The 12,037-nt window shown below is 42.0% G+C and carries 15 protein-coding genes and 5 tRNA genes; all 20 read left to right on the top strand.

Features of this window, described 5'->3' with window-relative positions; genetic code table 11:
* Positions 1-38 precede the first annotated feature (38 nt).
* The 20 genes from MUF05_02540 to MUF05_02445 all read left to right on the top strand — a co-directional run bounded on the left by MUF05_02540 (position 39) and on the right by MUF05_02445 (position 12,027).
* Positions 39-115, top strand: a tRNA-Met gene (locus MUF05_02540).
* A 36-nt stretch (positions 116-151) separates the two neighbouring features.
* Positions 152-487: a hypothetical protein gene (locus MUF05_02535; GenBank protein MCU0665954.1), complete on the top strand. Its 336-nt coding sequence runs from the start codon at positions 152-154 to the stop codon at positions 485-487.
* A 12-nt stretch (positions 488-499) separates the two neighbouring features.
* Positions 500-778, top strand: coding sequence for a hypothetical protein (locus MUF05_02530; GenBank protein MCU0665953.1), 279 nt, complete (start codon positions 500-502; stop codon positions 776-778).
* Between the two features lies 1 nt (position 779).
* Positions 780-1,547, top strand: a complete 768-nt coding sequence (locus tag MUF05_02525; protein MCU0665952.1) for an ATP-binding protein — start codon at positions 780-782, stop codon at positions 1,545-1,547.
* A complete protein-coding gene (locus MUF05_02520) occupies positions 1,522-2,010 on the top strand; it encodes a response regulator (GenBank protein MCU0665951.1) in 489 nt (162 codons plus the stop codon). The genes MUF05_02525 and MUF05_02520 overlap by 26 nt, the downstream gene beginning before the upstream one ends.
* Before the next feature lie 18 nt (positions 2,011-2,028).
* Positions 2,029-2,991, top strand: coding sequence for a tRNA lysidine(34) synthetase TilS (gene tilS / locus MUF05_02515; protein MCU0665950.1), 963 nt, complete (start codon positions 2,029-2,031; stop codon positions 2,989-2,991).
* Positions 2,992-3,067: 76 nt separating this feature from the next.
* Positions 3,068-4,927 (top strand): ATP-dependent zinc metalloprotease FtsH, encoded by a 1,860-nt coding sequence (gene ftsH / locus MUF05_02510; GenBank protein ID MCU0665949.1) that lies wholly within the window; start codon positions 3,068-3,070, stop codon positions 4,925-4,927.
* A gap of 18 nt (positions 4,928-4,945) precedes the next feature.
* Positions 4,946-6,160: a dihydropteroate synthase gene (folP, locus tag MUF05_02505; protein ID MCU0665948.1), complete on the top strand. Its 1,215-nt coding sequence runs from the start codon at positions 4,946-4,948 to the stop codon at positions 6,158-6,160.
* Entirely contained in the window at positions 6,148-6,906 is a 759-nt protein-coding gene (cdaA, locus tag MUF05_02500; GenBank protein ID MCU0665947.1) for a diadenylate cyclase CdaA, read from the top strand. The genes folP and cdaA overlap by 13 nt, the downstream gene beginning before the upstream one ends.
* A complete protein-coding gene (locus MUF05_02495) occupies positions 6,893-7,030 on the top strand; it encodes a hypothetical protein (GenBank protein ID MCU0665946.1) in 138 nt (45 codons plus the stop codon). Before cdaA ends, MUF05_02495 begins: the two co-directional genes overlap by 14 nt.
* Entirely contained in the window at positions 7,026-7,751 is a 726-nt protein-coding gene (locus tag MUF05_02490) for a pyridoxine 5'-phosphate synthase (protein ID MCU0665945.1), read from the top strand. The genes MUF05_02495 and MUF05_02490 overlap by 5 nt, the downstream gene beginning before the upstream one ends.
* Positions 7,748-8,113: a holo-ACP synthase gene (gene acpS / locus MUF05_02485; GenBank protein ID MCU0665944.1), complete on the top strand. Its 366-nt coding sequence runs from the start codon at positions 7,748-7,750 to the stop codon at positions 8,111-8,113. Before MUF05_02490 ends, acpS begins: the two co-directional genes overlap by 4 nt.
* Complete coding sequence (locus MUF05_02480; protein MCU0665943.1) at positions 8,067-8,912, top strand: NAD(P)H-hydrate dehydratase; 846 nt, start codon at positions 8,067-8,069, stop codon at positions 8,910-8,912. Before acpS ends, MUF05_02480 begins: the two co-directional genes overlap by 47 nt.
* 5 nt (positions 8,913-8,917) lie before the next feature.
* Positions 8,918-8,990: transfer RNA gene (locus MUF05_02475), tRNA-Thr, on the top strand.
* Positions 8,991-9,060: 70 nt separating this feature from the next.
* Positions 9,061-9,143 (top strand) — tRNA-Tyr (locus MUF05_02470).
* 263 nt (positions 9,144-9,406) lie between these two features.
* Positions 9,407-9,477, top strand: a tRNA-Gly gene (locus MUF05_02465).
* A 45-nt stretch (positions 9,478-9,522) separates the two neighbouring features.
* Entirely contained in the window at positions 9,523-10,284 is a 762-nt protein-coding gene (locus MUF05_02460; protein ID MCU0665942.1) for a thymidylate synthase, read from the top strand.
* Entirely contained in the window at positions 10,277-10,702 is a 426-nt protein-coding gene (locus MUF05_02455) for a PilZ domain-containing protein (protein MCU0665941.1), read from the top strand. Before MUF05_02460 ends, MUF05_02455 begins: the two co-directional genes overlap by 8 nt.
* Positions 10,671-11,699, top strand: coding sequence for an NAD(P)-dependent glycerol-3-phosphate dehydrogenase (locus tag MUF05_02450; protein MCU0665940.1), 1,029 nt, complete (start codon positions 10,671-10,673; stop codon positions 11,697-11,699). The genes MUF05_02455 and MUF05_02450 overlap by 32 nt, the downstream gene beginning before the upstream one ends.
* A gap of 254 nt (positions 11,700-11,953) precedes the next feature.
* A tRNA-Pro gene (locus MUF05_02445) sits at positions 11,954-12,027 on the top strand.
* Positions 12,028-12,037 lie beyond the last annotated feature (10 nt).

Raw genomic sequence — 12,037 nt, 5'->3', positions numbered from 1 at the left:
AATCTTCAAGCAAACACAGGCCTTGATAATTTAAATTTGACGGCGTAGCTCAGCCTGGTAGAGCAAGCGGCTCATACCCGCTCGGTCAGTGGTCCGAATCCACTCGCCGTCACCAAACCTATTCATTAGCAAGCTTAAAAAGGAGCCAGAAATGCTCAGATTTATCTTAATCATCATATTCATATGGATTGGCTGGATAGGCTACCAATACTATGACAAGTCAAGCCTGGCAACCATTCTTTCCGATAAGAAAACAGAAGAGTTCTACGCTACAGACACAGAAATCCTCTTAAAACAAATAAAGCAAGGCCCCCAAAAACAGGTAGAAAATATTAACGGCAAGAAGTTCTGGTTATCATGGTCGCTGCAAAAAACAAATGACAATAATATAGAGCTTGATGGGCGCACAGATTTTATCGAAATCTTCCCTTTCAGCGATCTTAAGGTGGGGCATCATTTTAAATCAAGGCTGCAAATAAAAAATTAAAAAGGAGGCGATATGGAAGACGTTTTAACTGTTATCACAGCTTTAAGGGTTATTTTCTTTTGGTCCAGCCCGTTACTTTTTGTTATAGGAGTAATTATCGCTGTCTACTCTAATTACCGCATCCTTGAAGAAAAACTGGCGCAAAATATCATGCCGGTAAAAATAAAGAAAATACTGGTTGTAGAAAAAAACATAATGACCTTTCATGAGTGGCTATTAAACAAGCGAGTGGCCATAGGGATTCTTTGCATTATCTCTTCGGTAGTATTCTTTATAACCCTGAAATCATAATATGAGCATGCGGCCTACGCTTCTTACTTCCCGTAAAACCCAGGACATGCTCATCCAGTCGGAAAAAATGGCCCTTGCCGGGCAATTATCCGTGGGGGTGGCCCATGAAATTAAAAACCCTTTGGCTATTATCTTTCAGGCGAATGAAGCGATAAAAAATACCCTGCTGAAAAGTAAATTCAAAGAAAAGGAAAAAATAGCTAAATATTCCGAGATGATCAAGCAGGCGTCTTTGCGGGCGAATAAAGTCATTTCCGAGCTATTAAATTTTTCACGCCCCGCGCAATCAGAATTAAAGCATGTTTTTCTCAAAGATATCATAACCAGGGCGCTATATCTTATCCAGAATAAAGCCAAGATATGCGCGGCAAAAATATGTATCCATTATCCGCAGGAAGATTTATTGATAAATGCCGACATGGTGCTCATGGAAGAGGTGTTCTTGAATTTAATGAATAACTCTCTGGAAGCCCATTGCCGCAACATCAAGATAACAATCAGCAGTTCAAGCGACCGCAAATACGCGGTTATACATATTGAAGATGACGGCAGCGGCATTGAAAAAGATTATCTTAATAACATATTTGACCCGTTTTTCAGCACTAAGAAGGAGGGCACCGGCCTTGGCCTGGCGATGGTTTACCATATCTTAAAACGCCATAATGCCACAATTCAGGCAAAAAGCCTCAAAGGTAAATGGACAAAATTTGCCATTCACATACCGAGGCTAAAAGGAGAGCGCTGTGTTTACAACAAGCAAAGAAGATAAAAACATCTATAAACTGCTGGTTGTTGACGATGAAGAAGACCTTTGCAGCTTGATAAAGGTAAACCTTGAATCTACGGGCAGGTTTAAGGTTGTTACCACAACAAATCCCCTGGACGCAGAGAAGCTATGCCAAGCTATTGAACCGGACCTGATCATTCTTGATGTAGTTATGCCGCAAAGAAAGGGTTCCTTTATAGCGGAATCATTAAAGAGAAACCCAAGCACCCAAAACATACCCATTATCATCATGAGCGGATTCGGAGAGATGAACTATTGCGCAAAACAAAAGAAATGGAAGTGGCTTCCCAATAACCCTATTGCCATTGCGCAGAGCAAAGATATGCCGCATGATAAAATCCCGCGAATAGCAGCGGATACCTATGGAGTAGATGATTATATATCCAAACCTTTCACAACCGATGAGCTTATATCGGTAATAAGACGCAACCTGCCTAAATCATAGGAATTAGAAATTGCCGCGATGGTTATAGAACAACTAAAGAAAACTTCCCAAAGATACAGGCTGATTAACAAAAATGACAAAATCCTAGTTGGCGTATCGGCTGGCCCGGATTCAAGCGCGCTTTTGCGCGCGCTTGTGGAGATAGCCCCTTTCTGGGGCTTGAAACTTCACCTGGCGCATTTAGATCATGCCTTAAGGCCAGACTCATATAAAGACAGAAAACTGGCAGAGAAGCTTGCCAAAAAATATGGCTTAAAAATTACTACCGCGAGGATAGCGGCAAAAAATATCCCCAGGAATAATATTGAAGAAACCGCGCGTAACGCGCGGCTTAAGTTTCTTTTTGAAACTGCCAGAAAAAACCATATAAACAAAATAGCCCTGGGGCACAACCTTGACGATCAGGCAGAAACTGTTCTAATGCGTATTATCCGGGGGACCGGGCTTTATGGGCTGCGGGGCATTTTGCCAAAAAGGCAATTGCATGGGTTTACCATTATCCGCCCGCTTGTTGAAACTTCGCGCAAGGATATCAGGATTTTCTTGAAAAACAACCGCATCCCCTTCAGGATAGATAAAACAAACGCTGAGGATAAATATTTGCGTAACCGCCTGCGTAAACAGCTTATCCCATTGTTAGAGCAAAAGTATAACCGGAATATAAAATCGGCGCTAAGGACACTCGCTGTAAACGCGGAAACTGACCACGACTATCTTTACGAAAAAGCAAAAAAGATCGTCAGCAATAGAAAAACAGTAGAGATCGCAAACTTTGTAAGGTTACACCCGGCGATGCAAAATCTTGTTATCCGCCTGCTTATTGAAAACTTAAAAGGAGATACCCGCCGGATCGCTGCCTGCCACATCCACGAAATTGTGGACACCGTTTATAACCGCCCCAATAACTCAATCGTTGACCTGCCGGCAGGCATTGCTGCTGTCAAGAAATCCGGATATTTAAAACTTCAATTAGCCCGATAACACTTGATTTTATGCTTAATTGTAATATAATTATAAATCTACTCTATAAACTGATCTGCAGACTTAAGGAGAAATAATGCCGGTAAAAAATAATAAATCACCAAAAAAGAATGCCCCAGTACCCAATATGCCATGGATATGGATTTTTATCGGCCTAATGGCTTTGTATTTATTCGCCAATTTGCTGAATACAGGGGTGAATGTAAGCACGAAAGAAATGACCTACGGAGAGTTTTACCGCATATTATACAACACCCCGCAAAGAATAAAATCTCTTGTAAAAATAGAAACCGACCTTATGGGCGAGTTAGACGATAACAGCCATTTTAAGCTAACGATACCGGAAAACGACCAAGAGCTGCTAAGCAAAGTCCAGGAAAATGTTGCTAACAAAAATATCCCTAATTTTGAAGTAAAGCCGGCCCGCACATTCCTGACTAATCTTTTGTTTAATTTGGGGCCGATACTTCTTTTAATATTCTTTTTTTGGATAATGTCAGCGCGCGGCGAACAGATGGGCAACAGGGTAATGGGATTTGGAAAGATTCGCCCGAAAATACATGATGAGGCAAAAAAAGAAAAAGTTACTTTTGACGATGTGGCAGGCGTGGATGAAGCTAAGGAAGAGCTAAAAGAAGTTATAGAATTCTTAAAAGACCCCAAGAAATTCCAGCGCTTAGGAGGAAAAATCCCCAAGGGAGTGCTTTTAGTCGGGCCTCCGGGATGCGGAAAAACATTGATCGCTAAAGCAGTAGCAGGCGAAGCAGCAGTGCCATTCTTTGGAATATCCGGCTCTGACTTTGTAGAGATGTTTGTCGGAGTAGGCGCCAGCCGGGTAAGGGATCTTTTTGATCAAGGCAGGCGCGCCTCAAAGGTATCCGGTAAGGGAGCGATTATTTTTATCGATGAAATTGACGCAGTGGGAAGGCTGCGTTTTTCCGGCATTGGAGGTGGCCACGATGAAAGGGAACAGACCTTAAACCAGCTTTTAGTAGAGATGGACGGATTTGATACTGAACATGGAATAATCCTTATTGCCGCTACTAACCGGCCTGACACTTTAGACCCGGCGCTTCTTCGCCCGGGAAGATTTGACCGCAATATCATAGTTAATTTGCCTGACATAAAGGGCAGAGAAGAAATATTAAAAGTGCATACGCGTAAAATTAAAGTAGCCCCGGAAGCGGACATGAGATCTATTGCTTCGCAAACTCCCGGATTCTCTGGAGCAGACCTGGCAAACCTGTGTAATGAAGCCGCATTATTGGCGGCAAGGTACAATAGAGAATCTGTGGGCATGATTGAATTTGAAAAATCCGTTGAGCGCGTCCTGATGGGCCCGGAGAAGAAAAGCCATATCATGTCTAAGAAGGAAAAAGAAATAACCTCGGTGCATGAATCAGGGCACGCGCTGTTGTCGCTATTAATGCCTGAAATTGACCCCTTGAAAAAGGTTTCGATTATCCCCCGCGGATTAGCCGGAGGCTATACCTTTGTCGCTCCGCTTGAAGATAAACATTATCTAACCCGCAGTGAAATCATGGCAAAGATTTCGTTGACCTTAGGCGGCAGGGCTTCTGAAGAAATAAATCTTTCGGATATAACAACTGGGGCGCAGGATGACCTGGAAAAAGCCACTCATATGGCGCGTTATATGGTATGCCAGTTAGGAATGTCCGAGAGATTGGGGCATTTGACTTTAGGCAAACGCGAAGGATTGATTTTCTTAGGGCGCGACCTTATGGAAGAAAGAAACTACAGCGAACAAACCGCCAGGATCATTGATGAAGAAATAAAAAAGATAATTGACGACTGCTACGCAAAGGCTAAGAAACTTATCATAGAAAATAAAGACAAATTGCTTCTTCTTTCTAAAACCCTTTTGGAAAAAGAAGTTTTAAGCGGCGAAGAAGCAAAGGCGCTTTTAGGATTATAAACCTAAAACCCCATGGATATGCGCATTATTGAAACAAATAACTCTGAAACAATTAATAAAATAATGCGGGGAATAAACGTAGATGCCTACGGGATTAAAATAATGTCTCCTAAAGCATCAAGCTTAATGGTTGAAATCCCCTCCATAAGCAATCCTTCCGCTAATATCCTGAAGCAGCAAATGCTTTCCTTGGGAGCGGACGCGGCCGTAAGCCGCAGCAGCTTAACCGGACAAATAAAAAAAACGCCCTGTATCCTAATCGGAAACTTATCCCAATTCCATAAGCTGCAAGAAAAAATGAAATTACAGCCTTTTGGTATGGCTGATTTCGCCAAACAGCTTAAAACACTTTTTGCTAACTATCAAAGAAACTCTTTTACGGTAGATCTAGGGTCTACCCGGCTTCACCTGAAAGAAGGCCAAGCTTGCTTGATGGGGATATTAAACATTACCCCTGATTCTTTTAGCAACGACGGGTTATACCAAAACAATAGTATTGACACCGGAAAAATACTTGATGCGGCGTTAAGCATGGTTAAAGAAAAAGCGCAAATAATAGATGTAGGAGGAGAATCAAGCCGCCCGCAGGCAAAGCCGGTATCAGAAAAAGAGCAATTACGCCGGGTTATCCCGGTAATCAAGCTTTTAGCCAAGAAAATCCGGATACCGATTTCTATTGATACCTATAAACCCGAAGTAGCAAAAGCTGCCCTTGATAACGGGGCGGCAATAGTAAATGATATAAGCGGATTGCGCGATAAAAAAATGCCCAAAGTAATAGCAAGATATAAAGCCGCGGTAGTTATTATGCATATGCGCAACAGGCCTAGTAATATGCAGAAGAATATCAGTTATGCCAACCTTATTGCGGATATAAAAAGCTTTCTTTCTGAATCTATAAACAAAGCCCACGATGCGTCTATACCTAACAATAAGATCATTATTGATCCCGGAATTGGCTTTGGAAAGACGCTGGAGCATAACCTGGAAATATTAAACAGGCTTCGGGAATTTAAAACCCTTGGGATGCCTGTTCTTATCGGGCCATCGCGCAAATCATTCATCGGTAATATCCTTGGCATAGAAGACCCCCAAAAAAGAATAAACGGTACCATCGCCGCCTGCCTTTTAGCAGTAAAAAATGGCGTGAATATCTTAAGAATACATGATATAAAACAGATAAATGAAGCTCTAAAGATTTGGGAGGCGGCCTCTAAAATATGGAATTCTTAAACTGGCAAATGATACTGGAAATACTTATCTTGTGGTTTATCATCTACAGCATAATATTGTTCTTTTACGGGACAAGGGCCATCCAGGTATTAAGGGGGATTGTGCTGATAATGTTTGCCTTTTTTGTATTCCAAAAACTTAATCTTCAGGTAGTAGATTGGATATTCACCAAATTATTTGCCATCTCGGTTATCGCTATACTTATCATATTCCATCCGGAGATAAGGCACGGGCTTGCGCGGCTGGGCCAGCAGCACCTGTTTGGGGCGACCTTGCGCGATGAAGATGTGGATTCAATGCTGGACCAGGTCATGACTGCCTGCGAAAACCTCGCGCGAAACAAATATGGAGCGCTCATTGCCCTTGAAATAAAAGACCCTCTGGCCAATTATGTGGAAAAGGGTATCACGATAGACGGTAAAATATCCGCGGAACTGATAGAGTCAATTTTTACCCCTAAAAGCATCCTTCATGATGGCGGGATTATCATACAACACGGAAAAATAAGCGCTGCGGGCTGCATTTTTCCTTTAAGCGAATCCTCTAACCTGAATCGCATATTCGGAACGCGCCACCGGGCGGCAATCGGCTTAAGCGAAGAAACAGACGCGATCATCATAGTTGTATCAGAAGAAAGAAATGATATATCGCTTGTCTATAACGGTAAAATGCATAAAGACCTAAGCAGGGAAAGCATTTTTACTCTTGTAAAAGAAATACTAAAACAAAAATATGCACAGGATTAATAAAATCTACGATTCCCTGAAGAAATGGATTTTTTCTCACCCCTGGCTGAAACTATTAGCTCTTGGCATTGCCATAGCGCTCTGGTTTTATGTGCGTGACGAAATAAACCGTTTCAACTATTAATATGATGGAACTTGGGGTTAATATTGACCACGTTGCCACCTTAAGGCAAGCCCGTCTGGGCGATACCCCTGACCCGATATTGGCCGCGGTAACCGCACAGAATGCCGGAGCGGATTCCATTGTTGCGCATCTAAGAGAAGACAGAAGGCATATACAGGACCGGGATATTTTTATCCTTAAAAAGATTTTAAGAATTAAATTTAACCTGGAAATGTCTGCCTGCAAACAGATAGTGGATATTGCCTGCAAAGTAAAACCTCACCAGGCAACACTTGTCCCGGAAAAAAGGCAGGAACTTACCACCGAAGGCGGATTAGATTTAGTTTCGCAATACAAAAAGATAAGCCCTGCGATAGAAAAACTTCAACAAGCAGGCATAAAAGTAAGCCTATTCATAGACCCCGATAAAAAACAAATAAACGCGGCTAAAAAGATGGGCGTACGGTTAATAGAATTACACACGGGAGCTTTTGCGCAAGCGCAGAATAAAAGCCAACAACAAAAATACTTAAAACAATTAAAAGACGCGGCCGTGTTCGCTAAAAGCAATGACTTACGGGTTTTCGCCGGCCACGGGCTTGATTATAATAATGCGGGAGAAATACTGAAGATAAAAGAAATAGAAGAGCTTAATATCGGTTATGCTATTATTTGCAGGGCGTTGTTTACCGGAATTGCCCAAGCCGTAAAAGAAATGAAACAACTTATGGAAAATACATGATCATAGGAACCGGGGTAGACATTACTGAAGTCAACCGTTTACGTAAAGCCATTGAGAAATGGGGCGATTCCTTCACTAAGCGCGTTTTCACAAACCAAGAATTAGTTAATGCTAAAACAAGATCCGCTTACTATCAGCATCTTGCCGGCAGATTCGCGGCCAAAGAGGCGGTATTCAAAGCCCTGGGAGATAAAAACTTAAGCTGGCATGACTTGCAGATATTAAACGATAAAGATGGCAAGCCCTATTGCGAATTAATTGACGGCAAAAAAAGAAGTGTGGATATACATATATCCATATCCCACGTAAAAAATTATGCGGTTGCCAACGCAATTGTCACCAAGAAAGAAAAACACACATAAAGGCGATTATGGGCACGTCTTCGTGCTCGGCGGCTGCGCCAGGCTTTCTACCGCGCCAGTATTAGCGGCAGAAGCAGCGCTTCACTCTGGGGCAGGCCTTGTTACTATCGGAATCCCGTGTTCTTTGAATAATGCAATCATAAAGATTAAAGCAAAAGAAGCGATGACCTTGCCGCTACCTCAAACAAAAGAAGAAACTCTCAGCTTAAAAGCGGAAAACAAAATCATAGGTTTCTTAAAGAATGCCGATGTTTTAGCAATAGGCCCGGGATTGTCCCTTAATCCGCAATCCAGCAAATTGGCGCTTAAGCTGATTTATACGGTAAAAAAGAAGATGGTCATTGATGCTGACGCGCTTAATGCCTTATCTTTAGACTTTAAGAAATTCCGCGAGATCAAGGTCATTACCCCGCATCCTAAAGAGATGGCGCGGCTTTTAGGGGTATCTGCGGAGGCAATTAATAAAAATAGAAAAGAAGTTGCCAAAAGGCTGGCTTGCGATTATAATTGCATAGTCGTTTTAAAGGGGCATAAGACAATAGTCGTTTCACCTTGCGGGCGAATATACATAAATCATACCGGAAACCCCGGTATGGCTAAAGCCGGAACAGGCGATGTTTTAACCGGGATAATCGCCGCGTTCTTAGCCCAAGGCTTGAGTGATTTTGAGGCTAGTAAATATGGGGTATACTTGCATGGCCTAGCCGGTGATTTAGCGGCAAAAGAAAAAACAGAAATCAGCATGCTTGCTTCGGATATTATTGACATGATCCCCAAAGCAATGAAAAAATGCTCTTAAGATTTGCCGGCGTAGCTCAGTTGGTAGAGCAATTGTTTTGTAAACAATGGGTCGGGGGTTCGATTCCCTTCGCCGGCTTATAAATTGCAATCGTTCTTTGTCCAATTCTTCCTTTTGACTTTTTAGTTTTAACTTTTTATTTTTTTATGGGTAGGTACCCAAGTGGCCAAAGGGGGCAGACTGTAAATCTGCTGCACTTGTGCTTCAGAGGTTCGAATCCTCTCCTGCCCATTTAAATTTGCTATAGTTTTTCTGTGTCAGCAAATTTACCCCGAAGCGTGCGAAGTAAATTGTGGAGCATTATGCCAAGGCAGAATGCGACAGAATTTACGAGTGCTTACGCGAGGAGCAACAATATAACAAAAAACACAGCGAGCTTAGTGCCTGAAACAAAATTCTTACGATATTTAAAGATATTCTTGGCGATTATTTCTTCAAAATAAAGGAAGGGGTGACAGGAGCCAGAATGTCGCTTAATCTGTCGCCCAAGCGACGCGAGCGTAGTTCAATGGTAGAACAATAGCCTTCCAAGCTATATATGTCGGTTCGATTCCGATCGCTCGCTTAAATGAGGCCACAACTTATAAAATTTAAAAGAAAGAATATAAAAATGGAAAAAGAATTTCTAGAGCCGGCTTTTATTGATGCCTTTGACCTGGACGATGCCTGGTTTCAAACCCTTTCCGCGATATTAGAAAAGGGGCATATTTATACTATCACCAAAGGCAGCTATGAAGGCCAGAGAAGATTAGAATTTGATTTCGCGGTAGTAAAAGTAAAAAAACCCTCCCATCAAATAATCCCGATTATTCCTGAAGGAATGAGTATCCCCGCGCCTACAGATATGGACTATATTCAAGGATATTTAAGCTATCTATTAACCGGCACAAAAACCGCAACCGAAGATTATACCTACGGAGAGCGGCTGGTTGATCCTAAGGTGAAGTTAAAAGGAAAATATGCCGTCCAAGACCCGCTCGAAAAAGAGATGCCTCTTGAAGTAAACCAAATCGAAGAGGTAATAAATCTTTATAAAACCAAAGGCTTCGGAACGAATCAAGCGACTATGGAAATCGGCATGCCCTCGGACATTAAATTAATTGACCCGCCATGCTTAAGGATCATTGACACAAGGATCCGTTATGGCAAATTACATTTTATCTTGTATTTTCGCTCCTGGGACTTGTGGGGAGGCTTCCCGTCAAATCTAGGGGGCCTACAACTAGTTAAACAATATATGGCTGATGAGATCGGGGTTGACGACGGAGAAATTATTGCTGTCAGCAAGGGGCTGCATCTTTATGAATACAGCTGGGAATTAGCGAAACTGCGCACCAATAAAGAAATAAGGGGGTTAAATAAAAATGGATAATATTCCAGAAAGACGGTCTTCTTCAAGGCTTACCTATGTTACTCCGCTTAATTACAAAGTCTGCAGCAAAGAAACTATTGATAAACTCTTCAACGGCTATACTCTAAATGTAAGCGAAGCAGGGCTCTTATGCAACATAAAAGAGAAAGTAGCTAAGGATGATATCCTTTGGCTTTCTTTTGATAAAGGCACTTTGTCCGTATGCACAGAAATGGATAGAAAAAGCCTGGTTTACCAAAATGGGGTCTTAGCGCTTGTGGTCAGAGTTGACGATAAAGTCCCCGAAGGTTACGATGTGGGAGTGCGCTTTTTAATAAGGGAGGAGCAATACGACAGCCATATTTACCCTAAGGTGCACTTCCTAAAAGATAACAGCCCTCAGCAAGATGAAGAAGAAGATGAGAATGCTTCCGAATAAATACAAGATCGCCATTTTAGGCGATGGAGGATGGGGCACTACCTTAGCTATCATCTTAGCAGAGAAAAATTACTCTGTAACTTTGTGGGGCGCGTTTCCAGAATATATTAAAACGCTCCAACAAAAAAGGATTAACAGTAAATTCCTGCCCGGAATTAAAATCCCTTCATCAGTTAGCTTTAGCGCAGATTTAAACCAAACTATTATCTGCAATGATATCGTCGTCATTGCTGTGCCTTCCCAGTATTTGCGCGATGTCGTAAGAAAAATAAAAAATATCCCCGGTTATAAAAATAAAATATTCTTAAGTGTTACCAAGGGCATTGAATTAAAAACCCTAAAAAGAATGTCGGAAGTAATAAGAGAGCTTTTGGGTAATATAAAATTGGCGGTTTTATCCGGGCCAACTATTGCCCATGAAATAGCCGTGAAAAACCCGGCTACCGCGGTTATCGCATCCGGCGATAGAAAAATCCGCAAAACCTTACAGCATATTTTTATGACTGAAAGATTTCGCATTTACACCAATAGTGACATTATCGGCGTGGAATTAGGCGGCAGCTTAAAAAATATTATCGCTATTGCTTCCGGAATTTGCGATGGCTTAGGTTTTGGCACAAACGCCAAGGCTGCGCTTTTATCGCGCGGATTAGCGGAAATTTCCCGTTTAGGCAAGGCTATGGGGGCCAAGAAAGAAACCTTTAGCGGCATAAGCGGCTTAGGAGATCTTGTTACAACCTGCGTAAGCTCATACAGCCGAAACCGCTATGTGGGAGAACAAATCGGCAAAGGCAAAACTTTGGAGCGAATACAATCACATATGCAAATGATCGCCGAAGGAGTCCCTACCACAAAATCCGCTTACAATTTAAGCAAAAAATATAACGTGCGCATGCCGATAACCTCTGAAGTCTATGCTGTTTTATATAAAAATAAACCTGTTGCCAAAGCAGTTAAAGACTTGATGACCCGCGACAAAAAAGAAGAGACTGATTAAAAACTAAGGGGCGGTTGTTAATGCTCAAAAATTAGGCAAATTTTTTGGTTATGCTATAGGTTAACACCAGCTTGGTTACCACAGCCTAAGAAACTTAACCTAAGAAAGTTACCTAATTATTGAGATAGTGCAGCCGTCCCCTAGTTTTTTCTAGATCCAATATTAAATGGCCTTTTGGTTACGCTCCAGACAGGGCAACTTGGGAAAAAATTCTTTGATAAGAGGCAAAGATGTGTTATAATTTTTTGTCTTTACGGGGGATGGCTCAGTTTGGTAGAGCGCTTGAATGGGGTTCAAGAGGTCGTGAGTTCAAGTCTCACTCCCCCGACTTATAAGCA

The sequence above is a fragment of the Candidatus Omnitrophota bacterium genome (genome assembly GCA_025453395.1).
Classification (GTDB): Bacteria; Omnitrophota; Gorgyraeia; order Gygaellales; family Profunditerraquicolaceae; genus JAlOQK01.
Note: the sequence above shows the minus strand (reverse complement) of the source record. Positions and strands in the feature narration are given on the sequence as shown.

Bases quoted from the DNA above. Each gene is read 5' to 3' on its own strand.
- MUF05_02455 (MCU0665941.1), top strand. From the start codon at position 10,277: ATGGATAATATTCCAGAAAGACGGTCTTCTTCAAGGCTTACCTATGTT.
- tilS (MCU0665950.1), top strand. From the start codon at position 2,029: ATGGTTATAGAACAACTAAAGAAAACTTCCCAAAGATACAGGCTGATT.
- MUF05_02535 (MCU0665954.1), top strand. From the start codon at position 152: ATGCTCAGATTTATCTTAATCATCATATTCATATGGATTGGCTGGATA.
- MUF05_02450 (MCU0665940.1), top strand. From the start codon at position 10,671: ATGAAGAAGAAGATGAGAATGCTTCCGAATAAATACAAGATCGCCATT.
- ftsH (MCU0665949.1), top strand. From the start codon at position 3,068: ATGCCGGTAAAAAATAATAAATCACCAAAAAAGAATGCCCCAGTACCC.
- MUF05_02480 (MCU0665943.1), top strand. From the start codon at position 8,067: ATGCGGTTGCCAACGCAATTGTCACCAAGAAAGAAAAACACACATAAA.
- MUF05_02460 (MCU0665942.1), top strand. From the start codon at position 9,523: ATGGAAAAAGAATTTCTAGAGCCGGCTTTTATTGATGCCTTTGACCTG.
- folP (MCU0665948.1), top strand. From the start codon at position 4,946: ATGCGCATTATTGAAACAAATAACTCTGAAACAATTAATAAAATAATG.
- MUF05_02530 (MCU0665953.1), top strand. From the start codon at position 500: ATGGAAGACGTTTTAACTGTTATCACAGCTTTAAGGGTTATTTTCTTT.
- MUF05_02525 (MCU0665952.1), top strand. From the start codon at position 780: ATGAGCATGCGGCCTACGCTTCTTACTTCCCGTAAAACCCAGGACATG.
- MUF05_02495 (MCU0665946.1), top strand. From the start codon at position 6,893: ATGCACAGGATTAATAAAATCTACGATTCCCTGAAGAAATGGATTTTT.
- cdaA (MCU0665947.1), top strand. From the start codon at position 6,148: ATGGAATTCTTAAACTGGCAAATGATACTGGAAATACTTATCTTGTGG.
- acpS (MCU0665944.1), top strand. From the start codon at position 7,748: ATGATCATAGGAACCGGGGTAGACATTACTGAAGTCAACCGTTTACGT.